Annotated in this window: 20 protein-coding genes; 10 read left to right on the top strand and 10 right to left on the bottom strand. The window is 64.3% G+C overall.

The features are described 5' to 3' along the window. The first annotated feature begins 34 nt into the window (after positions 1-34). Positions 35-628, top strand: coding sequence for a hypothetical protein (locus tag HAHE_RS12015; RefSeq protein ID WP_338684760.1), 594 nt, complete (start codon positions 35-37; stop codon positions 626-628). Positions 629-764: 136 nt separating this feature from the next. Here the strand turns inward: HAHE_RS12015 and HAHE_RS12020 are convergent, their stop codons facing one another. Together HAHE_RS12020 and HAHE_RS12025 are read right to left on the bottom strand one after the other, a co-directional pair. Then, entirely contained in the window at positions 765-1,451 is a 687-nt protein-coding gene (locus tag HAHE_RS12020; RefSeq protein WP_338684762.1) for a metal-dependent hydrolase, read from the bottom strand. 102 nt (positions 1,452-1,553) lie between these two features. Beyond that, on the bottom strand, positions 1,554-2,450 hold the full coding sequence (locus HAHE_RS12025) for an FKBP-type peptidyl-prolyl cis-trans isomerase N-terminal domain-containing protein (protein WP_338684764.1): 897 nt from the start codon (positions 2,448-2,450) through the stop codon (positions 1,554-1,556). A 103-nt stretch (positions 2,451-2,553) separates the two neighbouring features. Between HAHE_RS12025 and HAHE_RS12030 the strand changes: the two genes are divergently transcribed. Then, positions 2,554-3,987 carry a DUF481 domain-containing protein gene (locus HAHE_RS12030; protein WP_338684766.1) on the top strand — a complete coding sequence of 478 codons (1,434 nt, stop codon included), beginning with the start codon at positions 2,554-2,556 and terminating at the stop codon, positions 3,985-3,987. 5 nt (positions 3,988-3,992) lie between these two features. Here the strand turns inward: HAHE_RS12030 and HAHE_RS12035 are convergent, their stop codons facing one another. Further along, positions 3,993-5,009 (bottom strand): hypothetical protein, encoded by a 1,017-nt coding sequence (locus tag HAHE_RS12035; RefSeq protein WP_338684768.1) that lies wholly within the window; start codon positions 5,007-5,009, stop codon positions 3,993-3,995. Between the two features lie 175 nt (positions 5,010-5,184). Here HAHE_RS12035 and HAHE_RS12040 point away from each other — a divergent pair, with 175 nt between their 5' ends. Next, positions 5,185-5,730, top strand: coding sequence for a hypothetical protein (locus tag HAHE_RS12040; RefSeq protein ID WP_338684770.1), 546 nt, complete (start codon positions 5,185-5,187; stop codon positions 5,728-5,730). 85 nt (positions 5,731-5,815) lie between these two features. On the opposite strand, the gene HAHE_RS12045 is transcribed toward HAHE_RS12040, so the two are convergent. The 3 genes from HAHE_RS12045 to rnr all read right to left on the bottom strand — a co-directional run bounded on the left by HAHE_RS12045 (position 5,816) and on the right by rnr (position 9,125). Beyond that, a complete protein-coding gene (locus HAHE_RS12045; RefSeq protein WP_338684772.1) occupies positions 5,816-6,373 on the bottom strand; it encodes a hypothetical protein in 558 nt (185 codons plus the stop codon). A 3-nt stretch (positions 6,374-6,376) separates the two neighbouring features. Then, on the bottom strand, positions 6,377-6,562 hold the full coding sequence (locus HAHE_RS12050) for a hypothetical protein (RefSeq protein WP_338684774.1): 186 nt from the start codon (positions 6,560-6,562) through the stop codon (positions 6,377-6,379). Between the two features lie 199 nt (positions 6,563-6,761). Next, entirely contained in the window at positions 6,762-9,125 is a 2,364-nt protein-coding gene (gene rnr, locus HAHE_RS12055; protein ID WP_338684776.1) for a ribonuclease R, read from the bottom strand. 510 nt (positions 9,126-9,635) lie between these two features. Here rnr and HAHE_RS12060 point away from each other — a divergent pair. Continuing rightward, entirely contained in the window at positions 9,636-10,211 is a 576-nt protein-coding gene (locus HAHE_RS12060) for a type II secretion system protein (RefSeq protein ID WP_338684778.1), read from the top strand. A gap of 224 nt (positions 10,212-10,435) precedes the next feature. Here the strand turns inward: HAHE_RS12060 and HAHE_RS12065 are convergent, their stop codons facing one another. Continuing rightward, positions 10,436-12,187, bottom strand: coding sequence for a hypothetical protein (locus HAHE_RS12065; RefSeq protein ID WP_338684780.1), 1,752 nt, complete (start codon positions 12,185-12,187; stop codon positions 10,436-10,438). 192 nt (positions 12,188-12,379) lie between these two features. Here HAHE_RS12065 and HAHE_RS12070 point away from each other — a divergent pair, with 192 nt between their 5' ends. The 6 genes from HAHE_RS12070 to HAHE_RS12095 are packed head-to-tail and all read left to right on the top strand — an operon-like array spanning position 12,380 to position 18,168. After that, positions 12,380-12,952, top strand: a complete 573-nt coding sequence (locus HAHE_RS12070) for a pilus assembly FimT family protein (RefSeq protein WP_338684782.1) — start codon at positions 12,380-12,382, stop codon at positions 12,950-12,952. Then, positions 12,949-13,440: a hypothetical protein gene (locus HAHE_RS12075; RefSeq protein ID WP_338684783.1), complete on the top strand. Its 492-nt coding sequence runs from the start codon at positions 12,949-12,951 to the stop codon at positions 13,438-13,440. The genes HAHE_RS12070 and HAHE_RS12075 overlap by 4 nt, the downstream gene beginning before the upstream one ends. Further along, the gene (locus HAHE_RS12080) at positions 13,437-14,174 is read left to right on the top strand and encodes a prepilin-type N-terminal cleavage/methylation domain-containing protein (protein WP_338684784.1); all 738 of its coding nucleotides are present in this window, start codon (positions 13,437-13,439) and stop codon (positions 14,172-14,174) included. The genes HAHE_RS12075 and HAHE_RS12080 overlap by 4 nt, the downstream gene beginning before the upstream one ends. Beyond that, positions 14,164-17,124, top strand: a complete 2,961-nt coding sequence (locus tag HAHE_RS12085; protein ID WP_338684785.1) for a hypothetical protein — start codon at positions 14,164-14,166, stop codon at positions 17,122-17,124. The genes HAHE_RS12080 and HAHE_RS12085 overlap by 11 nt, the downstream gene beginning before the upstream one ends. After that, positions 17,108-17,791: a hypothetical protein gene (locus HAHE_RS12090; protein ID WP_338684787.1), complete on the top strand. Its 684-nt coding sequence runs from the start codon at positions 17,108-17,110 to the stop codon at positions 17,789-17,791. The genes HAHE_RS12085 and HAHE_RS12090 overlap by 17 nt, the downstream gene beginning before the upstream one ends. A gap of 56 nt (positions 17,792-17,847) precedes the next feature. Further along, on the top strand, positions 17,848-18,168 hold the full coding sequence (locus tag HAHE_RS12095) for a DUF2007 domain-containing protein (RefSeq protein WP_338684789.1): 321 nt from the start codon (positions 17,848-17,850) through the stop codon (positions 18,166-18,168). A gap of 255 nt (positions 18,169-18,423) precedes the next feature. Here HAHE_RS12095 and HAHE_RS12100 read toward each other — a convergent pair whose 3' ends face one another. The 3 genes from HAHE_RS12100 to HAHE_RS12110 form a co-directional block, all read right to left on the bottom strand. Further along, the gene (locus HAHE_RS12100) at positions 18,424-19,743 is read right to left on the bottom strand and encodes a DUF2254 domain-containing protein (protein ID WP_338684790.1); all 1,320 of its coding nucleotides are present in this window, start codon (positions 19,741-19,743) and stop codon (positions 18,424-18,426) included. A gap of 169 nt (positions 19,744-19,912) precedes the next feature. After that, a complete protein-coding gene (locus tag HAHE_RS12105; protein ID WP_338684791.1) occupies positions 19,913-21,445 on the bottom strand; it encodes a YifB family Mg chelatase-like AAA ATPase in 1,533 nt (510 codons plus the stop codon). Between the two features lie 134 nt (positions 21,446-21,579). Continuing rightward, positions 21,580-26,232, bottom strand: a complete 4,653-nt coding sequence (locus HAHE_RS12110; RefSeq protein ID WP_338684793.1) for a beta strand repeat-containing protein — start codon at positions 26,230-26,232, stop codon at positions 21,580-21,582. Between the last annotated feature and the right edge of the window lie 7 nt (positions 26,233-26,239).

Genomic DNA, 26,239 nt, shown 5'->3' on the forward strand with positions numbered 1-26,239 from the left:
CACAAAGTAAAGGGATCGGTACGAGGGAGGAGTGATGAGAGCCTTCTTTTGGTTGAGTCTGATGGGCCTTCTGCCGGTATCCGCGGCGGAGTTGGCGAAGGGTGACGCGATCCAGTTGACCTTGCGGGGCGTGGCGCCATCGGAGCAGTCCCAGGTGACCGGGGACTACACGGTCGACGACAGCGGCCGTGTGCGGCTGCCTTTGCTGGATGATCCGGTTGCGGCGGTCGGGCTGAGTCCTGCGGGATTCGCGCGCCGCGCCGAGGCGGCATACCGGGCGGCCGGAATCTACACGCAGCCGGCGATCGAGGTGGTCGCGCTGAAGGACAAGGAGGCGGTGGGAGCGGTCGTCAGCGTCGGCGGGTGCGTGAAGTCGGATGGAGAGGTGGCGTTCCGCCAGGGCCTGACGGTGCTGCAGGCACTGAATGCCGCCGGAGGGCTCGATCCCTTTGCCGGACGCAACGTCATGCTGATGCGCGGTGGCAAACAGTACTGCCTCGATTTCAAGCAGCTCGCGCACAAGAACATTGAGCTGGAGGCCAACGACACGTTGCAGGTCGAGCAGCGTCCGGCTCTGATCGATCGTTGGAAAGGAAGCGCTGAGCGGATCGCGATCCTGATGAAGTAGGAGTGGCGGTCTCTTGGCCGTGCGTGCCGTCACGATTGACTCGCCCTTGCTCCGCAGCCCCGTAAACGGGGAACTACAAACCCCACAGGCGCTCTTCTGGGGTTGGTAGTTCCGCCTTCAGGCGGTTGCGGAGCCTTCAAACATCAACCGTTTCTCCGATCCCCGGAAGCAGGAGCTCGACGCCGCGCTGCGCGAATTCGCCCTTGGCCGCTTCGTGATCGATCTTGATCGGCGGGAAGGTGTCGTAGTGAACGCCGACTGCTTTCTTCAGCCCTGCCCACTCGGCGGCGAGTGCAGCGTCGGCTGGGCCCATCGTGAAATTGTCGCCAATGCAGAGCACGCCGAAGTCGAGTTGGAAACGCTCGCCGAGAATCTTCTGGTCGAAGTGCAGCGCGGTGTCGCCCGACACATAGAACGAGCCGTCATTCGTCTCGACCACGAAGCCGCCCGGGTTGCCGCCGTAGCTGCCATCGGGGAGCGACGAGGAGTGGACGGCGTTGACGTAGGTCACGCGACCGAAGGGAAAGTCGAAGCCGCCGCCATGGTTCATCGGGTGGGCGTTCTCGATGCCCTTGCCGCCGAACCACGAAACGATCTCGAAGTTCGAGATCAGCGTGGCGCCGGTGCGCTTGAGGATGCTTTCCGCATCCGCCACGTGATCGGCATGACCGTGGGTGAGCAGCACGTAGTCGGCTTCGATCGCATCGACATCGATCTCCTTCGCCAGCTCATTCGGCGTGATGAAGGGGTCGAAGAGAAGCTTGGTGCCGTCGGCGAGTTCGATCGAAAAACAGGCGTGTCCGTAATAGGTCAGTCGGCTCATGGGATCATCCCATAGACGAGGACCCTCGCTGCGGCAACCGACGAAAAAGCCCGGAGTGCGATGCAGCTCCGGGCTTTGTGAAAGTCACTCAGACGCGATCGGTCATTCGCCCTCCGGCATTTCCGGCATCGGGAAAGGCAGTCCGCCCGGGTGGGCGGGAGCGTCCTCGATCGAGACGAGCTCGAGTTCGAAAATGAGCACGGTGTTGGGGCCGATCTCGGCGCTGCGGCGCTGGTCGGCATAGGCGAGTTCGCTCGGGATGAAGAGCTTCCACTTGGCGCCGACCGGCATCTTCTGCAGCGCTTCCTTGAAGCCGTCGATCACTTCGAGGCTCATCGGAACCGTCTCGCCTTCGGGCGATGCGTCGAACTCCGTGCCGTCCATCAGAGTGCCCTTGTAGTTCACCATGAACTGCTTGTCGGGCTCGCCTTCCTTCGGCGCGACATAGCCCTTGTCGCCACCCTTGTTGATGACTTGGTACTGCAGACCGCTGTCGAGCGTGGTGACGCCTGCCTTCTTGCCGTTCGCTTCGAGGAACGCCTTGCCTTCCTCGAGGTTCTTGGTCGCGAGTTCCTCCTCGCGCTTCTGCAGCATGTCGCCGAGCGCCTGCATCGCGGCGCCGACCTTCTCCTCGGAGAGTTCCGGATCGTCACCCTTGAAGCCGGCGAGGAAGCCCTTGATGAAACTTTCCATGTCGAGATCGTCGGGCCCCACGCCGAAGTTGCCGTAGCGCTGGCCGAACTCACCTCCGGTGCGGAAGCCAAGGCCGTACGACGAGTCGGTCTTCACGGTCGCCGGATCGAGCGGTGCTGCCGGAGCTTCGGCTGCGCCTTCCTCGGCAGCCGGTTCGGCGGCAGGGGCGCCACCCTGGGTCGGAATCTCGACGGGCGGCGTGGTCGCGGTCGCTGCCGGCTTCCCGGAGTCCTCGTTTTGGGCCAATGCCGGGATGGATGCGGCAAGGCTCAGGGCCAGGACGCCGGGAATGGAGTGGAGTTTCATAGCAGGCGGAAGCTAGGGGAAGGCGGCGCCGATGCAAGGGCCGAAGGCGGGGCCAGACGGGAAAGGCTTGCGGTCCGGAGCCTCATCCTTCAGGCCCCGGGGCATGGCAAATCGATGGAGATTCGCGGCGCTGGCGGCCATTTCGACGACGATCGCGGCCGCTGAGGAGGATCACGGCTGGGAAATGACGGGGGCTGCCGGGCTTTCCTACTCGGATGGCAATTCGGAGTCGGTGGCCTACTCGGTGCAGGTGCTGGCGTCGCATCTCGACGACAAGAACGAGACCTATCTGGGCGCCGACTACTTCTATGCCGAGGACGGAGGCGCCACGAGCACCGACCGCTACAAGTTCTTCGCCCAGCAGAACCGCCGGCTCAACGAGCGCTGGCACGTCGGCGGATTCGGATCGTGGAGCCGCGACGACATCGCCGGGCTCGACCGACGGATCGAAGGCAACATCCTGCTCGGCTACCGGATCCTCGATAGCGAGCGCGCCACCCTGGTGATCGAGGGTGGTCCGGGCTACGCCTGGGAAAAGCAGGGCGGGATCAGCCGCGACTTTGCGACCTTCCGGTTGGCCGAGCGCTTCGAGTATCGCTTCACCGAGACGACCAAGCTGTGGCAGTCGCTGTCGTGGACACCCAAGGTCAAGGATCCCTCCGACAACCTGATCCACTTCGAACTCGGTCTTGAGACTCGGCTGACCGACCGCTGGGCGTTGAGGACCTTCGTCCAGCACCGGACCGACACCTCGCCGGCGCCGGGCCGGGGGCGGACGGATACCTCGTTCATCGCGGGTGTTGCCTACGACCTCGGCGGACTCGGCGATCCCGAGGAAGGCGGCGGACGACGCAGTCTGTTCCCGGGCGAGGAAGAAGATGCTCCGAAGAAGGAAGGGTGGGCTTCGACCGCGGCGATCGGCTTTTCCCTCAACAAGGGCAATGCCGATAGCATGGGTGCGAAGCTCGACTGGAACACCGCCTACCGCAGTGCCGACTGCGAGTTCTTCTTCGACCTGTCCCACCACTACGCCGAGAACAACGGCTCGACCTCGCAGGACCGCACCAGCTCGCGTGTCCAGTTCAACCGCTACCTCAGCGAGCGCTTCTACGTCGGTCCGTCGATCCGCTACCTGCGCGACGGTGCCGCGGACATCGACTACCGAGTAGCGCCGACGGTGGTGGCCGGCTACTCGCTGATCAAGAACGACGCCACCCGCCTCGCTCTTGAGTTCGGGCCGTCGTACACCTTCGAGAAGGTCGGCCGGCGCACCCGCGACTACGCGTCACTGGTGGCCGCGGAGCGTTTCAGCCACACCTTCAACTCCCGCGTCTCGCTGGAGCAGGCGGTGGTCTACACCTCGGAGCTGTCGGACTTCGACAACTTCGACATCACCGCCACCGCGGCGCTCGATACCCGGCTCAGCGGACGCATGTATCTGCGCGTCGGAGCCGAGTATGCCTACGAGAACCGCCCGGCGGCGTTGCGGGAGCACCACGACCTCGGACTGTTTTCCTCGGTCGCGGTGAAATTCTGAGCGGGTCAGGGCTTGATCAGCTTCAGCTTGGTCACGCGGCCGGTCTGGTTCCAGTCCTCGACGTAGAGGTTGCCCTCCTTGTCGAACGACAGGCCGTGCGGCGCGGTGAAGATGCCGAGCTTCATGTCCTCCGGCTTCACGCGGAAGTTCGCCCACTGGCCCTTCACCGGGTTGTCGCCGAGGAAGGCGACCGGTGTGCCGTTCTTGTCGATGATCGTCACGCGGGCTTCGAGTTCGGCCACGGCGCAAACGTCGCCATGGATCGAGACCGAGCACGGGCGGCGGAGATTGGTGGCGTATTCGCCGATCCAGTTGCCTTCGAGGTCGGTGTGGAAAAGGCGGCGGCTTTCGCGGTCGCAAACCAGCAGACGGGGCTCGTCATAGCGGGTGTCGACCTTCAGTCCGTGGCTGGTGTTGGTAAGCACCTTCTGGCCCTTGCCGCGACCGCCGAAGGTCTTGAGGTGCTTGCCGGTGGCGTCGAACTTGTGAATGAACTGCGCGCCGTAGCCCATGGAGCAGAAGATCGAGCCGTCGGGCGCGACGGTCACGGAGGTCAGGCCTTTCCAGCCGCCCTGGAGGTCGGGGATTTCCTTCGCGCCGATCTGGAGGAGCAGCTTGCCGTCGGTATCGAGCTTGCAGATCCGGAGCGGGTTCGGGCCGCCGAGCTGGGCGCCGTAGATGACCGTCTTGCCGTCCTCCACCTGCACGTCCATGGCGTGGAAGCCCTGGCACTCGGGAGCGATGGATTTCACGAAGGTGCCGTCCGGCTTCCAGACGAGGATCGCGTGGGCGGCGTCGGTCGAGGCGTAGATCTCGCCGGTTTGCGGGTCGACGATCACGCCGCCGTGGGTCGGGCCGACGTTCTTGCCGTCGGGCAGCTCGCCCCAGTGCGGGACGGCCTCGTAGGTCCACTGGCCGTTGCCGGTGCGCACGGCGGTCTGCGGTCCCGTGCCCGGCTCGGTGCCGGCATCCGGGTGCGCGAAGGCGATCGTCGGGAGGAGAAGAAGGATGGCTCGTTTCATCGGCGGCGAGTGAAACGGGGGCCGGGTTGTATGACAAGCGAGGAAGGTGGGGGTGCGCGGACTTCAGTCCGCTTGGCTTTTCGGGCGCTGATTCTCCGGGGCGGACTGAAGTCCGCGCACCGGTGGGGAGTTCTGCCGGGCTTGTGGGGGCGCTGGACTTGCTTAGGCTCGAGAGATGGGAAGGAAGGTTAAGCGGTGGCTCGGGGTTGTGTTGGCGGTGCTTTTCGTGGTCTTGTGTTACCTCCTGATTCACGCGGCAAACGTGAGGAAAAATCCCCGAGCTGACGACTCGGTGATGGTCGCAGGTTTGGCGAATGCTCTCAGCAACTTTGCCTCCGAGTATGGGAGGTTGCCCGATCCGGGCCGCTATTGGCTAGAAACCGAGGGGCCGGAGGGAGCTGAATTATTGCAGATTCTGTTGGGGGAGTCGGGTCCAACCACCACGCCGCAGAATCCTCGTTTGATTCCATTCCTCAATATCAGGGAAGCAAGAGGGAAGAGGGGAGGGCTTTATTATTCTGCCGAGGATGATCGGCCATACGCTCTTTACGATATCCGTGGTCGGCCCCTGAGGGTCGCGCTTCGGACGACTGACGAGAAAGAGTTCTCAGTCCGATACAGTGGCCAAGACCTGGTTCTGCAGAACCGAGACTTCGCAGTCTGGGCGCTCGGTGAAGACGGGGTCGAGGGGACGGAGGACGATTTGAAAAGCTGGGAGTAACGGACCGCGAGCTTTCAGCTCGCCCCGTCGGTCCGGCTGCCGGGGTTCCGGGGCGAGCTGAAGCTCGCGGTCCATCTTCGCGGACTCAGGGGCCAAGTTCCTTCAGAATCTCGTCCAGTCCTTCGAGGCGGTATCGACGACAGGTTTCCCGAATCTCCTCCACATCGATTTCGGGATTCCTTCGTAGCAACTCGAGGATGTCCGACTTCGACTTCAGGCCGCCGGCGTAGAGTTTGAGCGCGACCAGTTGAGGAATCGGGATGATTCGCAGCGGACTGCTCGGGGAGACCCGAACGTCCTCACCAGAGAGCGCGTCGTGGATGGCTGCGGGAAAGCGCTCGTCGAAGTTGACCACCTGCACCAGACCGAACGAGCCGAAGATGTCGATCACGCCCCCCAACGGATCATCTCCATCCGGCGTGTGGAACTGCACCTCGAAACCACCTGATCGGAGCTTGTCCACCAGGGCGCGCATCTTTCCCGCATCGGCGACGACTCCCAGATCGATGTCCTCCGTGAACCGCACGTATCGGTGTGCGGCGAGTGCGACCGCCCCAATCACGATGGAGGGTATCGCTTCGGAGGCGAGGATCGTTGAGACCTGCTCGGCGACTTCGAGATTGGTTGGTTCGTCCGCGGGCATCGGTCACTTGCCGGGAGATGACCGCTCGGCGCTGCCGGTCTTCAGCCAATCGAATCGGTTGCGCATCGTCAGTGCGGTCATGATCCGCTCCTTGATTGACATCCGCTCGATGCGCTCAAGTTCCGCCCGCAATGCCGCATCCGCCGACGCGCTGGGTCGGGGAGTGGTCTTCGGAGACGGTTCAGACATGGCGCAAGATTGCCTGAGGGATAGCCGGGTCGCAAGTCGTCAGACGGATCGGCAAGCCCGATGATTGGAGGGCCGGAGGCCTTTGGAGTGCGGTGGCAGAGCCCCGGCAGGGGCGGCGACACCGCTTTTGCGTTGCGGGAGCACTCCGAGAAAGCGGTGTCGCCGGTCGCAGGCTCCCTCTGCCACCGCACTCCAAATCTCACTTCTTCCGCTTGCGCTTGTGGGGGAGGGATTTGGGGCGCTTGCGGGAGGACTTTTTGGCCGATCGCCCGCCGCCGGTTTTGCTCGGTTTCCAATCCCTCGATTTGCCGCGCTGGCCGCGGGACCCGGGAGCCGGAGAGGCATCCTTCGCGTCGCCATCACCGGCGATCTTGAAGTCGACGAAGCGACGTTCGTGGTCGATTCGGGCGACCTCCATCTCGATGCGTTGGCCGAGCTGGAAGTGCTTTCCACCCGGTCCGCTGAGGCGCTGCTGAACGGAGTCCATCCTCCACGGGCCACCACCGGGCAGGTCCTCGCGCTTGATCACGCCACGGGTCGAGATCTCGGTGGCTTCGACCATCAGACCCATCGACCGGACTTCGGTGATCAGGCCCTTGAAGACGACCGGCTTGTCCGACTGGGCGCACTGGTCGAGGTAGTCGAGCAGCTTGATCTGCTTCGAGTCGTTCTCGGCATCGGCCGAGGTGCGCTCGGTATCGGAAATGTGGCGCGCGATGTCCGCCAGCTCGGCCTGCTTCGGTGTCGGGTCCGCCTTCTTCGGGGCGTTGTCGAGGAATGGCTGGAGGCTGCGATGGACGATCAGGTCGGCGTAGCGTCGGATCGGCGAGGTGAAGTGGCAGTAGTCGGACTTCGACAGGCCGTAGTGGCCGAGCGCGTCGGGGGAATACGCGGCACGCTTGAGTGACTTCAGCAGCCCGATCTTGATCGCGTGCTCGTCCGGCCGGTCCTTGGCCGCGTCGAGGAGCTGCTGGATGTGCTTCTTGTTCGTCAGGTCGCCGAAGCTGTAGCCGAAGGCCTCCGCCGTCTCCCCGTACTCCTGGAGCCGGCCGAAGTCGGGCTCCTCGTGGACGCGGTGGATGGTCGGCTTGTTGCGGATTTTGAGGATGCGCGCCACCGACTCGTTGGCGGCGAGCATGCACTCCTCGATGAGCTGGTGGCTGGCGGTGTGGATCACGTGTTCGATCCGGTCGGCCTTGCCGTCGTCGCCGAGGTGCACCCGGATCTCCGGCATCTCAAGGTCGAGGGCGCCATTGGCGAAACGGCGCTTGCGCAGGGTCGAGGCCATCTTCCACGCCTCGCGCACCATGTCCTCGAGCCCCTTGACCGATCCTGCCGGTGCCTTGCCGCCGTCGAGGATCGTCTGGGCCTGTTCGTAGGAGAGCTTCGACTGCGAGTGGATCAGAGCGTCGCAGAATCGCGACTTCACGACCTTGCCGTTGCGGTCGATGTCGAGTACCGCGCATTTCGTCAGCCGGTCGACGTCCGGCTTGAGCGAACAGATGCCGTTGCTGAGCTCGACCGGCAGCATCGGGATCACGCGGTCGACGAGATAGGTCGAGTTGCCGCGCATCACCGCCTCCTTGTCGAGCGAAGTACGAGGCTTCACGTAGTGGGAGACGTCGGCGATGTGGACGGCGAGCTTCCAACCCTTCTCCGTCCGCTTCACCCAGATCGCGTCGTCGTGGTCCTTGGCGTCGGCGGGGTCGATGGTAATCACCAGGCGGTCGCGCCAGTCCTCGCGGCGCTGCGCTTCCTGCGGATCGACTTCGTCGGGGATGTTGCGCGCTTCGGCGAGCACGTCGTCGGGGAACGACGTGCGGATGCCGTTGCGGTGGATGATCGAGAGGATGTCGACGCCGGCGTCGCCGGGCCAGCCGAGCACCTCGATGATGCGGCCGTGGGGTGTCTTGTGCTGCCAGTTCTCGATCGAAACGACGACCGTCTGCCCGGGGCGGGCGGTCGTGTCGCCGATCAGTTCGATGTTGCCGTCGATCGCCGGATCGTCGGCGCGCACCCAGGCGTTCTTGCCCTTCTGCTGGTAGGTGCCGACGATGTTTCCCGAGCGGCGCTCGAGGATCTCCTCGACCACCGCGCGCATCTCGGGCTCCTCGCCCGGCGGGCGCCCGCCGGAGGAGCGGTTGCTGCGGAATTGTTTCGGGCTGATCGGCGGGGCCTTGAGCGAAGCGAGCACGCGGTCGCCGTTGAGCGCCTTGCCGGAGTCGCGGCGGGAGACGTAGACACGGCCGTTCTTCTGAAGGTCGATGCCGGTCGCGATGTTGTCCGGGTCGATGGTGTCGGGGAAAAACCACGCGTCGCCCTTGGGCGTGAACTTGATCGAGCCGCGGAGCGCGTCCTTGCGGGCTTCCGGGAGGGAGAACCTTCCTTTCTTGCCGGCGACGATCTTGCCCTTCCGTTCGAGGCCGGCGAGTTCGTTGCGGAGGTCGGCGCGCTTGCCGGACGGGACTTCGAGGGCGCGTGCGAACTCGGACTTGTTGAGGGGCTGGTAATCGCGCTGCTGCATCAACTGGAGGATGCGGTCGCGCAGGGTCAAACGGGGCATGATGAAAAATGATGGAAATTGACGCGCCGGACAACCGGGATCGGCCGCGATTTCGGGCGGGTCCACCGGTTGGTGCGCAGGTCGCCGGGGGTGCCGGCGGGCGGAAGAGCGCGCGGGGTTTGAGGATCGGGTAGCCTGCCCGTTTTCGTCTCGCGCGGGCGGCCATCAAAGGCGGCCGCTGGCGGGAGACTGTCCGCGATTGCCGGGAAAGCAAGGAGGAAACGGGGCTGGAAGGGGATAGGGTCGGGGTTTGAACCGCGAAAATCGCGAAAGGGCGCGAAATCACGAAGAAGCGGAAGACACTGAAATGCTTGGATTCTCCGGCTTTGGTGGCGTTTCGCGAGTTTCGCGGTTCCGCATGAAGATCGGCCGCGCTCCGCCCTGCCGCGGCTGCGGACTTGCGGTAGGGCCGATTGCAGGTTTAGTTGGGAAAACTGCAGCGGGCGCAATGCGCCGTTGTCAGCCGGTGTCCGATCCCGTTGGATGCCGCCGTCCAAACTGTCCAATATCATGAAAACCTACTCAAAAATCCGTCGGCCCGGAGGCTTCACGCTGATCGAGCTGCTCGTCGTCATCACGATCGTCGCGGTTCTCGCCGCCATGAGCTTCGCCGGGGTGAACATCGCGATCAAGCGGGCCCGGACCACCGAAGGCAACGTCGCCGCCTCCGCCATCCACTCCGCGGTGAACAACTTCTACAGCGAATACAGCCGCCTTCCGGAAGTTCAGGGCGAGGTGAAGACCGACTCCGGCACCGGAGTGGATCTGCTCCGCATCCTGCTCGCTGACGAAGGTGACGGCTCGGACATCGAGAACAGCCGCAAGATCCCGTTCCTCAACACCAAGGAAGGCACCGGCAAGCGCGGTGGCCTCTACTACGGTTCCAACGGCAACACGGTCCAAGGCATGTATGACCCCTTCGGTCAGCCCTACACCATCGTGCTGAACACCGACTACGAGGACGTGCTCCGCTTCAGCAAGGGCGGCAAGCAATTCGAACTTCGCGGTGAGCAGGTCGCGGTCTTCAGCCCGGGTGCTGACCAGGAGCTCGGCACCAAGGACGACATCGCGAGCTTCGCCGACTGATCGGTCCGGATTTTCCAAAGCCCCGCCGCCTCCGGGCCGCGGGGCTTTTTCGTGTCGAGACGGAAGAGGTCGAACCGCAAAGGCGCCAAGACGCAAAGGCCGGACCGACGGAGTTTGAGACTTTCTCCCCAGCCGCTGCGGGGCCGGCTGAAGTCGGCGGTCCATTTCCGAACCGGAAGCCCTTTGCGCCTTTGCAGTTCCAAAAAGGCAGACCCGGAAGCCGCTTATCTCAGCAGCGTCTCGACGCCCATGGCGGACTTGCGGAGGAACTTCGGCATCGCCTCCTTTTTCCGGGGACGGAAGATCCGGTAGACCAGTCCGAGGAGGTTGAGCGTGAAGATGTGGTCGATCATCCGGTAGCCGCGTTTGCGCCGGAGCAGGAGTCCCGACAACCAAGCCAGCGTCTGGCGCTTCACCTTGAGCGGCTCGAAGGAAGTCTTGATGCGGTAGCGCGCGCCCTCGGTGCGCGGCCAGGCAACCTTGTAGGCAGCCTTGGCAGCCTTGATCTGTTGGGCGATCTCGGGATCGTAGGGGAGGAAGTAGTAGCGTCGCGCGAGGCGGATGATGTGGCAGATGTCGCGCCAGTGGCGGATGTCGCGGACCGGCAGCCGCGCTTCTTCCGCCAGCTCGATCATCTGGGGAAACAGGTCGCATGCCGCCTCGCCGGCGCGCAACGCCCGTTCGGGATCGCGCACGAAGTGCCGCATGATCTTGCGCACCGCGTGATTGATGAACAGGCAGTCCCAATACATGTGCAGCAGCGGCGGGATTCGGACCCGCCGGAAGAACAGCTTCTGGCGGGCGAAGTCCTCGATGTAGATCAGGTCGTGGACGACCGTATCGGCGCAGCGCAGCAACTCGAGCGTGGCGACGGCCCGGTCCTCGCCGACGAAATCCCGGACCGCTTCCTCGACCGGTTGCCGGTCCCGGAAAACGCGCAGCGCGACGAAGGTGTTGAGCCGGATCCACGTGTCGTCGCCGGCGTTCTTGAGAAATGGCAGCCGGCGGAAGCGGTGCCAGCCGCCGGTCTGGCACCACACGGACATGCCGACGACATTCTCCGCGCCTTCGAGTTCGCGCGCGAATTTCTCGCAGTCCCAGCCGATGAACGAGGGATACTCGCCGGCGCCCTCGTACTCGCGTCGGGCCTGTAGCTCGATGATCTTCGGGTGCGGAGTGCGGAAGAACGCGCGGTTGAGGGGCAGGTAGCGGAAGAAGTCGCTCTCGCCGTGTTTCATCGAAACGATGAACCGGGGCGAGTCGATCCCTTTCAGCGTCTCCGCCAAGGTCTTGCGGTGCCAGATCAGGTCGCCGATGCGGTGGGCGCCGACCGTCCACGTCCGCAGGATCAGATCGCGCTCCTTTTCCTCGAAAAGCGGCACCATCCGACGCAGCAGCCGGTTGGTCTCGGCGGCGGACGTCAGGTGCAGCCGGGTGTGAATCGGATCCTTTACGTCCACCCCGTCGCTTTCGCCGATCCGCAGGATGATCCCGGCGATGAGCGGGAAGTCGTCGAGCAGATCGGAAACCAGACCGAGGAAGTAGTCCTCCAGTTTCCGGTGATCGCCGCCCATTTCGGCTTCGATCGCCGGGGTCAGCGGGATGATGTCGGAGGTCAGGTAGATTTTCAGCCCGAACTCGTCGAGAATCGGGAAGATCCGGGAGAATTCCTCGCGAAAGGCCTCGATCCGGCGGGCGATGTCCTCTTCGTGCAGCGGGTGGGGGGCGAGGTGGGCGAGATCGTCGAGGGTAACGGCGTTGTATCCGATCGCCGAGACCTCGCCGGCGAACTGGCGGAGGTCGTCGCGGATCCGGTCCCACTGGCGCTGCCGCGCCTCGCCTTCGGTGGCGAGATGGGTGAACGGAATCTTGGACCAGTTGATGCGGCGCTTTTCGTAGCCACGGAAAAACGGGCCGATCGCGTCGATCAGGAGCAGGCGTGGCGGCATCTGGCCCGGGAGGGAACGGATTCTCAACGATTTAGGGAACTCCGGTCGGTTGACGGGATCGTCACATTCGCCGCTTTGTGGCGCAGCCCGTGCTGGGTGATGGAGAGACGGTTTTTTTGCGGGCAGCGCAGCTTTTCCGCTCCTATTTTGTTGATGTCCATGGTGCGGGGAATTGCGCGATCCAAATGCCGAACGTCAGGGTTCACCCTGGTCGAGCTCGTGGCCGTGATCGCGATCGTGATCGTCCTGCTGACGATCGCCGTGAGCCTGCTCGGGAACACCCGTGGCGAGGCGCTCCGCAGCGGGTCCGAGCAGTTCTCGTCCTTGGTCGAGCAGGCCCGGACCTCGGCCATCACGCGGCGGCGGCCGGTCGCGATGGCGATCGCCGAGCCCGGAACCGCGGGCTTCGACGACGACCAGTGCCGGATCGGGCTGTTCGAATTGGACGAATGGAAGGAAGGCGAGGCCGTGTCGGGACGTTTGATCCAGCGATGGCATTCCCTTCCGGACGGTATCGTGTTTTTCGGCGGCGAGGTCGACTCGCTGGCCAATGTGAAGGATGCGGCCAGCGTCAATTTGACGTGGAAGAACGGCAGCGAGAGCGCGGAGTTTCCCGCCTTGGTCTTCAGCGCCCGGGGCGGCCTGCTTGCGCCGCCGGGGTCGGAGTCGGTGGTGGTGGCGCTCGGAAACGGGACCTATCGCAACGGCGAGGCGGTCCGTACGGGATCAAGCGGCGACCGGACGATCCGGATCGGCCGCGTGGTGGCGCGGGCATGGAATCTCGAGTCATGACCCAGCGCCGACCGACATCCCGCCCGTCAGGCGTCTCGTTGCTCGAAACGGTGATCGCCATCGGCGTGCTCGCAATCGTGATCCCGCTGGCACTTGCCGCCATGGGGAAAGCGGGCGATACCGGTGGCACAGCCCGCGCCGAGTCCCGCGCACCGGCGATCGCCGAGTGGTGCCTCATGGAGCTCGAAGCGGCGAGGAAGGGCGAGTCGCCGGTGCTCGACGAGATCGAGGCCGACCAGGCGTTTCCCTCGGCCGGCCAGGTGATCGCGCTCGCCTTCGACCGCGAAGGGGAACTCATTTCGGACCTCAATGGCGCCGAGTACGAGGACGGAATCAACAAGCTCGAGGGAGAGCGGATTTTCTACATTGCGACGCTGTCGGGCCGCCCGGAGGACACCGGCGTGACGATCACCGTGAAAGTCGAGCACCCCGCCGTGCTCCCGGCCGAACGCCGCGATTCGGTGGCCTTCCACACGATTCTGCCATGATGCGCCGCGCCGGATTCACCCTCGTCGAGCTGATGGTCTCGATGGCCCTCGGGATGCTCGTGCTGCTCCTCGGAGTCGCGGGCTTGCGCGCGGTCGGGGAAGGCTACGGGCGGGGGACCGACGGGGTCGCGTCGGAGCGCGAGGCGCGGGCGATCCTGACCCAGGCGGCCGAGGATCTTTCGAAGGCGGTCCGGGGACGGGAGATGGTCTTCGGCGGATCGACCGACGCGTGGCGCAAGGACCGGCTCGGATTCCTCTGCCTCCAACCGGATGACGCGCAGTCAGACAGCGAACGGGTCGGTGACCTGTGTGCCGTCGTTTACTACATCAAGGACCTGAAGATCGGCCGCGACACGGTGCGCTGTCTGCTGCGTGGATTCCGTGGCAGTGACGAGACTTTCGAAGCGCTCCGGACCGGCAACGAGTCATCGTTGTTCGTCGGTGAGCCGGCGGACGAGCCGGTGGCCTTCGGGGTGCTTGCGTTCAAGGTCGAGCCCAGCGTGCGGGGCGCCGACGGCGAGTGGGAGGACTGGCAGCAAACGGCTGATCCCGACTGGGTCGGACCCGACGCGGTCCGGCTGGTGCTGGTGGTCGCCCGCCGCGAGCTGGTCGCCAAACTCCGGGACACCGGCGCGTGGGACAACAGCCCTCTGCTCGGCGATCCGGACGACGCGGAGTTTTCCGACCAACTCGAGACTTACGAGATTTTCCAACCCTTCGGGCATGACTCCTAAACGTTCCACGTCGCGTTCGCGAAAGGGCTTCACGCTGGCCGCGGTCCTCGTGGTCATGGCGGCGATCCTGCTGCTCTCGGTCGGCGTGCTGGCGGTGGTCGGCATCGAGCGCAAGACGGCGCGCTCGTACGTCGATGTGAAACGCGCCGAGTGGATCGCCCGTGCCGGCGTCGAGCAGGTCCGCACGCTGCTTCGCGAGGAGGCCGACAACGACGACTTCCTCATCTTCGCCAAGCCGGGCGAAGCCGAGGCGGGCTCGACGAAGGATGTGCTCGACTACCTCTACCTCGCCCGAGGCGAAGGCGGTGGCGAGGATACCCGCTACACGATCTTTCCGCTCTTCACCGCGGATGAGGAATCGCGCGAGGTGAGCGATCTCGACGCGCTTCCCGATCCCGCGAGCTGGGTTTCGGAGGCGGCTGAGGATTTCCAGCCGCGGAAGTGGGGCCAGGATGCGCGGGTCGCGTGGATCCCGGTCGAAGACGACGACGGTCGCCTGGTCGGACGCTACGCGATGTGGGTCGAGGACCTGCAGGCGAAGATCGACGGTCGCACGGCCGGCAACGACAACGACGAAGGAAAGCACGCGCGGGCGGCCTACCCGTTGCCGGCGCCGGGAGTCGATCTCGATGAGACCGTCGAGCGCACCGAGGTCGCGGCCTTTGCTCTGGATCCGCAAGTCGAGGGCGACGTCGACACCAGCCAGCTCGATGACCGTGTGATCGATGGCGAGCGGGTGCTCATTTCGCCGGAGTCGATTCTCGCAGCGGCCGAGTTCCAGCCGCCGCTTGAGCGCGATGACGACGGTCGGCTTGAGGACTTGCAGGCGCGGGCGATCGAGGAGTCGATGAACTCCGGTACGGAGCCGTATTTTGAGCGTCCGACCGTGCCGTTCGCACCGGGGATCGATGTCGCCGCGGCGGGTCAGCCCAAGCTCAACCTCAACGCCCTGCTGGCCAAGGAGCGGGAGAGCGCGATCAGCGACTTCGCCGAATGGGTCGAGACCGCCTTGCCGGAATTCGAGGAACGCAAGGGCGGGTTTCCCGACAACTATCTGAAGACGCTGGCGGCGAACGCCTTTGACTATGCCGACGAAGATAGCGACGGAACGGTCGTGGCCGACAGCCACCGCGGTCTCGATGCCTACCCACTGGTCAGCGAGCACCTCGTTCGTTTCCGCTGGGAGGACATCGAGGTCGAGGACGGTCGCAAGTATCTCGTCCTCAGCGGAACGGTCTTTGCCGAACTCTGGAACATGAGCGACCAGCCGGTTTCGGGTGAGTTCGAGATCAGCTACGAGACGAACTACTCGTTCGATCTTGGCGTGGTGCCCGACCTCAACCTCGGCAGCCCCGACTTCCTCGAGGACCCCGACATTGCGTCGCCCCAACTGAAGAAGGAAGGCGGCTACTACTGGCTGCCCGCCCAGAGCATCACGCTGGAGCCGAACCAGTACAAGCTGATCAACTGCGGCAAGGTCGTGTATACGATCGATTCGGGGCCGTCGTCGGTCTTCATCCCGAGTCCGATCGCGCTGCGCGGCGAGGACGAGGGCGAGGTCGGCTACCGGATGAAGTGGAACGGGACCATCGTCGATCAGGCGCGGGGCAACGTGAAGCATCCGGACCTGATCATGAACTACCCGCGCGACACCCAGAGCCAGCCGCGGCAGGGGATCTGGACTACGATTCCCGGGCACAGCTACTCGATCGGGCGTTTCGATTACGTCAACAACATGGGCGACCCGCGGATCGCCTACTACGTCGGCATCGCGCAGGACCCGAACGACTATCCCGACAACTACAGCCCGAACCGCAGGACGATTCGCTGGGGCAACGTTTACTTCGGCGACTCGTCGACCAAGCCGAAGGTCTACGGCCGCGTGATGCCGTCGGAATGGCCGGATTGCGGGCACAACACGTCGTATGGCTATCTGCCTCCAGCGGTCCAGGCCGGTCGGGCGGGAAGCCGGGGCGACGAACGGATTGATCCCGACGACCCGCAGTTCTTCCGCAACCTGCCGGACGTCGAGCCTCTCAAGGCGCCGATGCGGATCTCGAACCGCGGCCGCTTTTTCAGCGCGACCGAACTCGGCCGGGTCTACGACCCCGTGATGTGGGTGCCGACCTACGATCGCTCAAGCGATACTGCGCAGATTCGCGACGGCCGGATGCCGAGCAGCCAGACCCGCTGGCCGCTGGTCGAACTCGGATCACCGGTGAACGACCACTATGGTGGCGGCAACTCGCTGAGGATCGGCCGTCCGGAGCACCCGCGGTTCGTCGAACCCGGGTTGCACGCCGCGCACCTGCTCGACCTCTTCCACACCGGGGTCGGAAACGCGGTCGATCGCGAGGATGTCGAAGGCAACCTCGCATGGATGGAAGGCCGGGTGAATCTGAACACCGCAGGTCGCGACGCGCTGAGGGCGCTCGCGGTCGGGCTACTTCAGCAGGACCCCGAGCTTTCGCGCCGACTGAGCAATTCCCACCGGCCCACCGACCAAATGGCGCCTCCGATCCAACCGCTCGAACTTGGAACTCCGGCGGTTTCGCGCGCCGCCGACGTGATTGCCGACGCGATCATCCGCGAAAGGCCGATCGTTTCCGCCGCTCAGCTTGCGGCGGTCGAGAACGTCCAGGAGGAACCGGTTTTCGGAAATGAGGAGCTCTATTCGATCGGTGACCGCGTCGAGTGGAGCGACTCCGCCGCCGAAGAGGTCTTCGCCCGCGTTTACAACAGCTCGACCCTTCGTTCGCGGAACTTCCGCGTGTGGGTCGTCGGTCAGGCACTCACGCCACTCGCACCCGGTTCCAACGCCGTGCCCGAAGTGCTGGCCGAGTCGCGGAAGGTCTTCAACGTGTTCGCCGATCCCGGGGAACGGCTCGCCGATGGCGGCATCGATTCCCGCAACTTCCGTCCCGTCATTCTCCATGAAAACGATTTCTAAGCTTGTCGCCAGCCTGTGCCTCTTCGCCTTCGTCCACGCGCAGGACGGACCGCCGCAGGTCGGCTTCATTCGCCTCGTCAATGCCGTCGGACCGGGCGAAGGCAACACCCACCTGAAGGTCGATGGAGAGGATCTATACGCGAAGGGTTACAAGCTCGGGCAGCGGACCGGAGGCATCGGATTGAAGTCCGGCAGCCACAAGATTGCCGTGACCAAGGACGGAGTGGAAACCGGCGAGACGTCGGTCAACGTGGCAACCGGAGAAACGACCACCCTGATCGGCTTCGCGGAAAAGGTGGAGACCGAGGACGAGGAAGAGCCGTTCAAATGGCAGGCGCGGATCCTCAAGCTCAAGCAGAAGGACGCCGAGCGCGGCTATCGTCTGACGGTTGTCAGTGTCTGCGCGTTGCCTGAGGTCACCTTTCGTATCGCGACCGAGGCGCGGCAGTCACTCGAGACGAAGTCGGTGAAGCGGTTCAATACGACAACCGTCGACCTTGGCGAGGCACGTGGCGATGTCGAGATCCGGCTGCAAGGAGCGGAGGAAGCCCTGTGCGGAATGTCTTTCGACGAACCCGGCAGCTACGTCGCGGTCTTCTATGACGACGGCGAGGGCAAGATCCGCGCCATGACCTTCTACGATCCGAAGTTCGTGATCGCCGGTTGAGCCGGACATTCCCGCTGGTCGGACCGGCGGATTTGTTGCGTCTTGGGGTCGCCGCAATGAAGGAACTTATCCGCGACTCCGACCTTACCAAGGTCACCTATTTCCGGAACCTGTTGGAAGGCGAGGGGATCGCGACGATGATGCGCAACGAACATCTCCAGTCGTCCGGTCTGGCGGAGATCCCAATCCCCGAATTCTTCCCCGCGTTGTGCGTGATGGCTGACGAAGACTACGAGCGCGCCCTCGGCATCATCCGGGATCACATCGAGTCGAACCGGGAGCGCTCCGACGAGGAGGTCGCATGCAAGGGATGCGGTGAGATGAATCCGGGCAACTTCGACATCTGCTGGTCCTGCGGTGGAGAGATCTCAGGCTAAGCCGACTGATCCGCGTTCTGGCCACGCGACAATTGACCGAACCGTAAAAGCGCAAAGCAGAGGAATTTCAAAACCTGCGTCCGCCCGGCCTTCGCGTCTTGGCGACTTTGCGGTTCATTCCGGCGCCGAAGGCGCTGTGGAGAGCGGCTTTGTAAGCCGCGCATTTGATTGAGAATCCAGGTATGATGCCGCGGCTTGCAAAGCCGCTCTCCATACTATGCCCACGTCGGGCGAGCCAATGCTGCCGAGTCGACCTCAGCTCCGGCCAAGGGCCTCCATGACCCGCCGGTGGGCCGCTTCGACCGGCTCGCGGTCGCAGCCGTCGACGCTCGATGCGCAGGCGAGCACGGCATCGGCATGTTCGGCGATGGCATCCCGGTGGGTGTCGAGCATCGCCCGGTCTCCGATTTCTTCCAGCACGTCCAGTAACCGGATCGCGATGTCCGCACGGTCCGCCGCGGCCTGGCGGATCTGATGGAACGCCGCACCGAGGAGATCGGCGAAGACGGTCGGACGGACGCGGACCCGCGGAACCTTTTCGGCATCGCTGAAGGTGCGCTTCGGAAGCTTGCGGGTCGCCACTTTGCCCAGCGCATCGCCCAGATAGTCGATGCAGTTCATCGCGGTGAACGGATCGTTGATACCGGGCGAAAGGGCGCGCAAGGCGACTTCGACGAGTTGGCGGAGGCAGAATTCGAAGTCCTGCTCGGCGGTGCGGATCCTGTCGAGAAGGACGTCGCGGCGCAGTCTCTGAAGCTCTGCATCCTCCAGGTCGCCATCGTGGCTCACCGCGAGCAAGGTGCTGCCTTCCTGCACGAACTGTCCCGGACGAAGCAAGACGCGGCAACGCACCCCGAGTTCCGCACAGGTCTCGACCAGTCCTTCGACATTGATCGCGGCGATGTAGCCGCTGCGGTTCGCATTGATCGGGATTTCGTTCTCGATCGTCTCCCACTCCGACTTCTCCTGGTCGGCCTTGCGTTCGTCCGGGTCCTCCGGCCGGCAGTCGGGGAAGAACCGCTCGATCGCCTGGTCGAGCTCGGAGTGGATCGACGAGATGATCCGGTCCGCCTGCAGCGAGACGGAAATGTGATGCACGAAGTGGATGAAGGTCGCCAGGCTGGTGAGCGTGGCGAGGAAGGCGCCGAGGGTGGCGATGTGCGGGATGAACTCGCCTTCCTCCGCGCTGCGCACCGCGCGCAGGACGATCAGGCAGAATACGAAGTTGCCCAGCAGCATGCCGAGCGCGAACTGGTTGGGCAGCGAGCGGATGAAGTTGCGGAGGATCCGGCTGCCGAACTGGCTCGATGCCAGCGTCAGCGCGACCAGCGTGGCCGAGAAGGTCAAGCCGGCCAGCGTCAGCACCGCGGTGGCGGCGGTCGAAAGCAGCGACCGGACTCCGTCGGCGGAAACCGCCTCCGGTTGAAGCCACTGGGTGAAGCTGTCGCTGGCATCCGAACGGTCGAATGCGATGATGGCATGCGCGATCACTGCGGAAAGCACGACCAGCGACCCCGGAACGAACCAGAAGCTCGTCCGCAACCTCGACCAGAAGTGTTCGAGCCAGGTTCTCATCGGTGCGGCGCCTCGGTCATCTCGCGGATGTTGGACTCCATCGCACAGTGATAGCGAGAACCAAGCGCGAGCGTGGGGAAAGCGGCTTTGCAAGCCGCTGGTTCAGTCTGGTATCCGATCTCCGACGCAGCGGCTTTCAAAGCCGCTCTCCCCATTTCAGGTGTCGCTGTTAGTTGAACAGATTCCGGTCGAGGCTGCGGTACTGGATGGCTTCGAGCACGTGATGGGTGGCGATCCGTTCCGAGTCCTCGAGATCGGCCAGGGTCCGGGCGACTTTCAGAATCCGGTCGTGGGCGCGGGCCGAGAAGTTGAGGGTCTCCATCGCCTGCTCGAGGTAGGACGACCCTTCGGCATCCAGTTCGCAGAAGGCGCGCACCTGCCGTGGCCCCATGCCGGAGTTGGTGCGGGTCGCGGTGCCGGCGAACCGCCGCCGCTGAAGCTCCCGTGCCGTGACGATCCGCTGGCGGATGCTTGCCGAACTCTCACCCCGCTCCTTTCCCGAAAGTTCCCGGTAGTCGACCAGCGGCACGTCGACGTGGAGATCGATGCGATCGAGCAACGGCCCGGAGATCCGCTGCCGGTACTGCTCGATCTTCCGCGGTGAGCAGCGGCAGTCCCTCTTACTGTCTCCATAGTAGCCACAGGGACACGGATTGAGCGCGGCCACGAGCATCGACGATGCGGGGAAGGTGAGGGAGCCGGCGGCGCGGGAAATCGTGACGTGACCGTCCTCGAGCGGCTGGCGCATCACCTCGAGCGTCTGGCGACGGAACTCCGGAAGTTCGTCGAGAAAGAGCACGCCGCGGTGAGCCAGTGACACCTCTCCGGGACCGGGGTTGGTGCCGCCACCGAGCAGGCCTGCGTCGGAAATCGTGTGATGCGGCGACCGGAATGGCCGGGTGGTGAGAAAGGAGCGCTTGGGATCGAGCAGGCCGGAGATCGAGTGGATCTTGGTGACCTCGATCGCCTCGTCCTCGCTCATGTCCGGCATGATCGTCGGCAGCCGCTTGGCGAGCATCGACTTGCCGGTGCCCGGAGGTCCGACCATCAGAAGGTTGTGGCCGCCGGCGACCGCGACCTCCAGCGCGCGCTTCACGTGGTGCTGGCCTTTCACCTCGTCGAAGTCGACCTCGTAGCTCCGGCTTTCTCCGAAGAAGCGGGTGCGGTCGATACGGACCGGCTCGATCGTTTCCTCGCCGATCAGGAACCGCCATGCCTGATAGAGATTTCGGATCGGGTAGATGTCGACGCCTTCGATGACGGCGGCTTCAGGGGCGTTCGCCTCGGGAACCAGCACCCGCCGCCGGCCGCGGGCCTTCGCTTCCAGCGCGATCGAGAGCACGCCTTTCACCGGCCTCACCGAGCCGTCGAGCGCCAGTTCTCCTACGATGCAGCAGTCCTCCCCGGGCAACTCGACTTCTTCGGAGGCCGACGCCATCGCCAGGGCGATCGGCAGGTCGAAGGACGGCCCTTCCTTCTTCACGTCCGCAGGGGCGAGGTTGACCGTCTTGGTCCCGTCCGCCATCCGCAGCGGGGAGGCGGAGACGGCGGAAATCACCCGCTGTGAGGATTCGCGAACCGCCGCATCCGGCAGCCCGACGACCACCACGGTGGGAGTCTCGGAGTTGCGCACATTGACCTCCACTTCCACCTCGAGGGCCTCGACACCCCGAAGCGCTGCGGAATACAGACGACTGATCATGCGAACAGTATTAGCGGTAAGCCCGGCCTTTCGTCAATGCCAAGCCTTCCGGGGAGGCAGCCCGTCTCCGACAAAAACGGCGGCCTCCCGTCAGGAAGGCCGCCGCAGGTTTTTTCGGGTGATCGATCGGAAGATCAGTTCTCGGTGGCGCTCAGGCGACCGAAGAGGGTGCCGTTGCCGGAGGCGAAGCTGTCGGGGATCTTGACCGTCACGGAGTCCGTCGGGCTGCCGTCGACCACTTCCACCACGACGCCGCTGCCGAGCGTCTGGCTGGTCAGCGGAATCACGTCGGTGTTTCCGAAGCCGAGGTCGCCGCTGTAGTCGATGCTCAGCACCACCGGAGCGATGCCGTCGAGGCGCTCGAAGCTCAGCGTCAGGAAGCCGGGTTCGGTTCCCGGTTGCGGAAGCAGGCCGGCGGCGTTGGCATTCACATCGGCCGCGCCGAGGATGAAGGCCATGCCGTTCGAGATCCCGTCGCCGTTGGCGTCGTCTTCGAACAACGCGCCACCGCTCCAGATCGTGTAAGGCGTGCCCGCCGTGACCGTGATGGTGGTGTCGTCCTGAAGCGCCGAGGTCGTGTCGAGCGCGTTGCCGGCAAGATCCTCGATCACCGCACCGGAGGCGATCTGAAGAATCAGGTCACCGGCCACACCGGGCGAAACCGTCACCTCGAAGACCGCCGGGTCGCCCGTGGTGGCGACGCTGTCGATGGTTGCGGCGGACGTGCCACCGTCTTCGAAGTCCCCGGTTTCAACGGTGCCGTCGTTGATCGGCTCGTCGAAGGTCACGGTGTAGACCACCGTGTCGGAGGTGGTGATCGGACCGCCACCGACGTCGTCGGCGATCGAGACGAGCGTCGGGTCCGTGGTGTCCGGCGGGCCGGCAGCACTTACGGTCAGCACCTCGGAGAGCCCGTAGAGGGCGGCCTCGGTTGCTTGGCCGGATGTCCCGCGGCTTTCCCAGAACTTCGTCTCGGCGCTGAAGATGCCGAAGCGCGGGCTGGCAACGCCGAGGGCGGCGTTGGCGGTCCCGTTGTCATTGGTGCCGGTCCATACACCTCCGTAGGGATTGAACAACGGAATGGTATTGGTGGGACGTGCGGCGTTCTCCTCGTCGCGGTTGATGTGGTTGTTCGTCACTCCGTCCCAAAGATCGCTGTAGTCGTTGGCAGCGATCGTGGTTCCGTTCATGAGGTAGATCGGCTCGCCTGTGCCGTCGACACCGGGATTGGTGGAGGTGTTGGTGCGTGCGTCAACGGCCGGGATTCCTCCGCCATCTCCCGCGGCCGATGCGATCGCGAACCAGCTTGCCGACCCGAGACCGAGGGAACTCGCGTTGGCGGCGTTCTGCACGAGGGTGTTGTAGGTGGCGATGTCGTTCGAGGTCGCGTCGGTCGTTCCGCTGGTGACGAAGGCGAGACGGTAGTTGTCGCCGATCTGCCACAGGTTTCCGGTCGCCGGGTTGATCCCGTTGTTGTTAGTGAGGCTGAGAACCCCGAGCTGCGTGCTGAGGTCGCCAATGTCGCGGACGGTCACGGTGCTGTCGTCGAGCACAGGCCCGGTCAGGCTGTTGCCGAACAGGTCGTCGAATGACGCGCTGCCGTCAGCCTGCAGGGCGATGGTGCCCGTGCCGCTGGCGGTCACCACCACTTCGATCACGTTGAGATCGGTCTGGGTGACGCTGTCGATCGTCACCGGAGCCGAGCCGCTGCTCGAGAAGTCTGCGGTGGTCGCCGAGGTCGTGATCGCTTCGTCGAAGGTGAACGAGAAGGTGACCGACGGCTGGAGGGAGAGGAAGACCTCGCCGTTGACCGAGTCGTCGGTGACCGTCGCCACCGGCGCTGCGGCGTCGGCGGGCGCGCTGGTCACGGTGAGCACGCTGTCGCCGCTCATCCAGGCAGCTTCGTAGTCGACGGTGGCCGGTGTTCCGACCCGGCCGTAGGTGCCGGCGGGGAACGGGAAGCCCTGGATGTTGAGCAGGTTAATTGTGTTGTCAGCGTCCATCTGAATCCGGTTGGAGCCGTCGCCGGACGGTCCCTTGGCGTCGATGTTGAGCGTCCCGGCGGCGTCCATCGCTCCGGATGCGTCGAACTCGAGTTTGAGCGTCGCATCGTTGCTTGCCGCGGACTCGAGAGTCACGTTGCCCGCTCCCAAGGAGCCGGCCGCGCTTGCCCGCACCGTACCGTGGCTGCCGCCGCGTCCGTTGATGCCACGGATCACCAGATGGCTGAAGGTGTTGTTGGCGTCGAAGACCACGGTCGGGCCGCTGGCGTTGGACTGCAGCGTGAACTGGTGCGCTCCGGTGATCGGTTCGCCGAAGTTCGGGCTGGCCGGTGTCTGGGTCGATTCACCGCAGCTGAAGGTGACGTCTCCCTGGAGCACGATCGCTGGCACATCGGGGGTTCCGCTGGTGCGACCTTTGATCAGGACACCGTCACCCATCGTGATCGTGGTCGATCCGGCGGTGCCGAGGCAGTTCCAGGACTCGACGAAGTTGTTCGTCCAGCCGACCTGGATGGTCGTGTTCGGTTCCATCGTCAGGTCGCCGGTGTAGGTCGGCGTGCTGGCGCTCCAGACGGTCACCCACGGGTTGGCCGCCGCGATGGTCGGGCTGAGTCCTCCAGAAGGAACTCCCACGTCCCAGTTGGCCGGGTTGTTCCAGCGGTCGTTCTTGTTGTTGTTGTCGCCGATGTAGAGCGTCGAAGAAGCCGTCGAGAAACTCCACGTCGTGTCGTCGGCGATGCCGGCGAAATCGAGATCGTTGTAGTTGCGGATTGCCGTCGAGCCGATGCGCACCGCGTAGTTGACCGCCGCCGTCAGCGGATCGGTCGGGGTGATGGTGACAGTCGAACCGCTGACCGAGACCTGTGAGGCATCGTCGATCGGGATGACCGTGTCGACACCGTCGGTGAGGTTCTTGAGCGTGATCGCGTTCGCGCCGTCGATTCCGGTGACGAGCAGGTCGTCGATATACAGACCGATGTAGAGGTTGCTGGTGCCCACATATCGGAATTCGAAATACACGTTGTGTCCGACGGCGTCGGAGATGTCGAATGGCCCGTAGGTCGCCCAGTCGGAGGTCACCGGCGGAGTCAGCGAGCTGGCAGGTACCGTGTAGAGCAGGGTGTCGGTTCCGACTTCTTTGACGAGGACCTCGATGGTGTCACCGTCGACCGAGTCCACCGCGGCGGCGAACTGCAGTTGGGCGGATGCCACGCCGGTGAGATCGACGCCACTGCCGGCCGCGTCGGGGCCTTGGAGGATCGAATCGGCAGCAGTGTTGATCGTGCCCGAAGGCGTGCCGCCGGCGCCGAGTGCTGTCGCCCAGCAGTTGGTCGAGCCATTGTTGCCGGTGGTGATGATCAGGCCGGCGTCGTTGTCCGAGTTCGGAGCGCCCCATGCCCAGTCGTTGGGCGTGCCAACGGTCGTGAAGTTGCCGCCATCGGCTTCGAAGTCCTCGTCGAGAAGCACCAGTGAGGCGCCGGAGTTCAGGAGGACGTCTTCGTCAAAGGTGACAGTGAGGGTGGTGTCGAGCAGCACTTCGGTCGAGTCGTCAACCGGATCGAAGGTGGTCGTTACCGGGGCGGTCCCATCCACCGCGACGGTGGTGAAGGTCCATTGACCCGCCGAGGTGCCGTCGAAGTCATTCGGAGTGTCGGCGGTGTCGGTCACGACCCCCGATGGAATCTGCACTTCGTATTCGGTGCCGAACGCCAGATTGGAACTCAGATCGATCGAGAGTTCCTTGCCCGAGATCGTGATCTGCGAATCACCAATCGCAATCGGCGTCGAGGTGGCGGCGCCCGAAGGATCCTCGATGATCGTGATGCTGCCGGTGCCGGCCTGGATAACTTCGTTGAAGGTCGCGACGAGCACCGCACCTGGATAGATGCCGGTCGCATCGTCGGTCGGATCGGTCGAGCTGATGGTCGGGGCTGCGGTGTCAGGACCGGAAAGCGCCTGGTAGTTCGCGAGAACCTCGCCCGCGGTGAGCGCCTGCGAGCCGTAAACCCGGAAAATCGATATGTCGCCGTCGAACTCGCCGTCACTTGCGGTTTCCGCCAAACTGTTGTTGGCGTTTCCAAGACCGGTTCCGTCACCGCCGCAGTAGTCGTCGAGTGCGGTATTGTCGTTGTCGTTCGAGGCGTCGTCGAAAGCGGTCGCCGTCAGGTTGTCGTCCACCAGCGCTCCATCGACGTAGATTTCCATGCTGTCGATCGAGCCGCCGCCCGCAGCCTCGTCATATACCAGAACGATCTGGCGAAACTCGGTGGTGTCGATCACCGCGCTGACGGTTTCGATCGATGCGCCACTGCCGCCGTCGATGGTGAAATGAACGGTACCCGAGTCGTCGGACGCGGTGCCGGTCTCATACCAGATGGCGAAACCGGTTCCGGATCCTCCGCTTTCGTAGATCACTTGGTTGGCGTCACCCGTGTCGGTCGGTTTCAGCCAGAACTCCCAGGTCGTCGCGTCGCCTTCTCCGAAAAGGCCGTTCCAGGTCAAGTTGTCGGAGTCACCACCGCCGCCGGTAAAGCGGTAGGCATTCGTGATGCCCGACAGTCCGGTGGTCACTGACTCAAGGCTCACATCGCCGCCGAAGCCAAAGTCATGGCTGGAGTTGGCGGTCGTCGAAATCCAGCTCGCACTGCTGATCGCGCTCGCGGGATTCTGGGCATCGAAGTTGAGTTCGAAGCCCGGAGTGACCTGAGCCTGCAGCGCGGGCAGGGAGAGAAGGGCCGGGATCAGGATCCGGCCCCAGACGGTTCGGGGTTTTGATGGTATCATGCGTTTT

The organism is Haloferula helveola (assembly GCF_037076345.1).
In the GTDB taxonomy this organism is placed as follows: domain Bacteria; phylum Verrucomicrobiota; class Verrucomicrobiia; order Verrucomicrobiales; family Akkermansiaceae; genus Haloferula; species Haloferula helveola.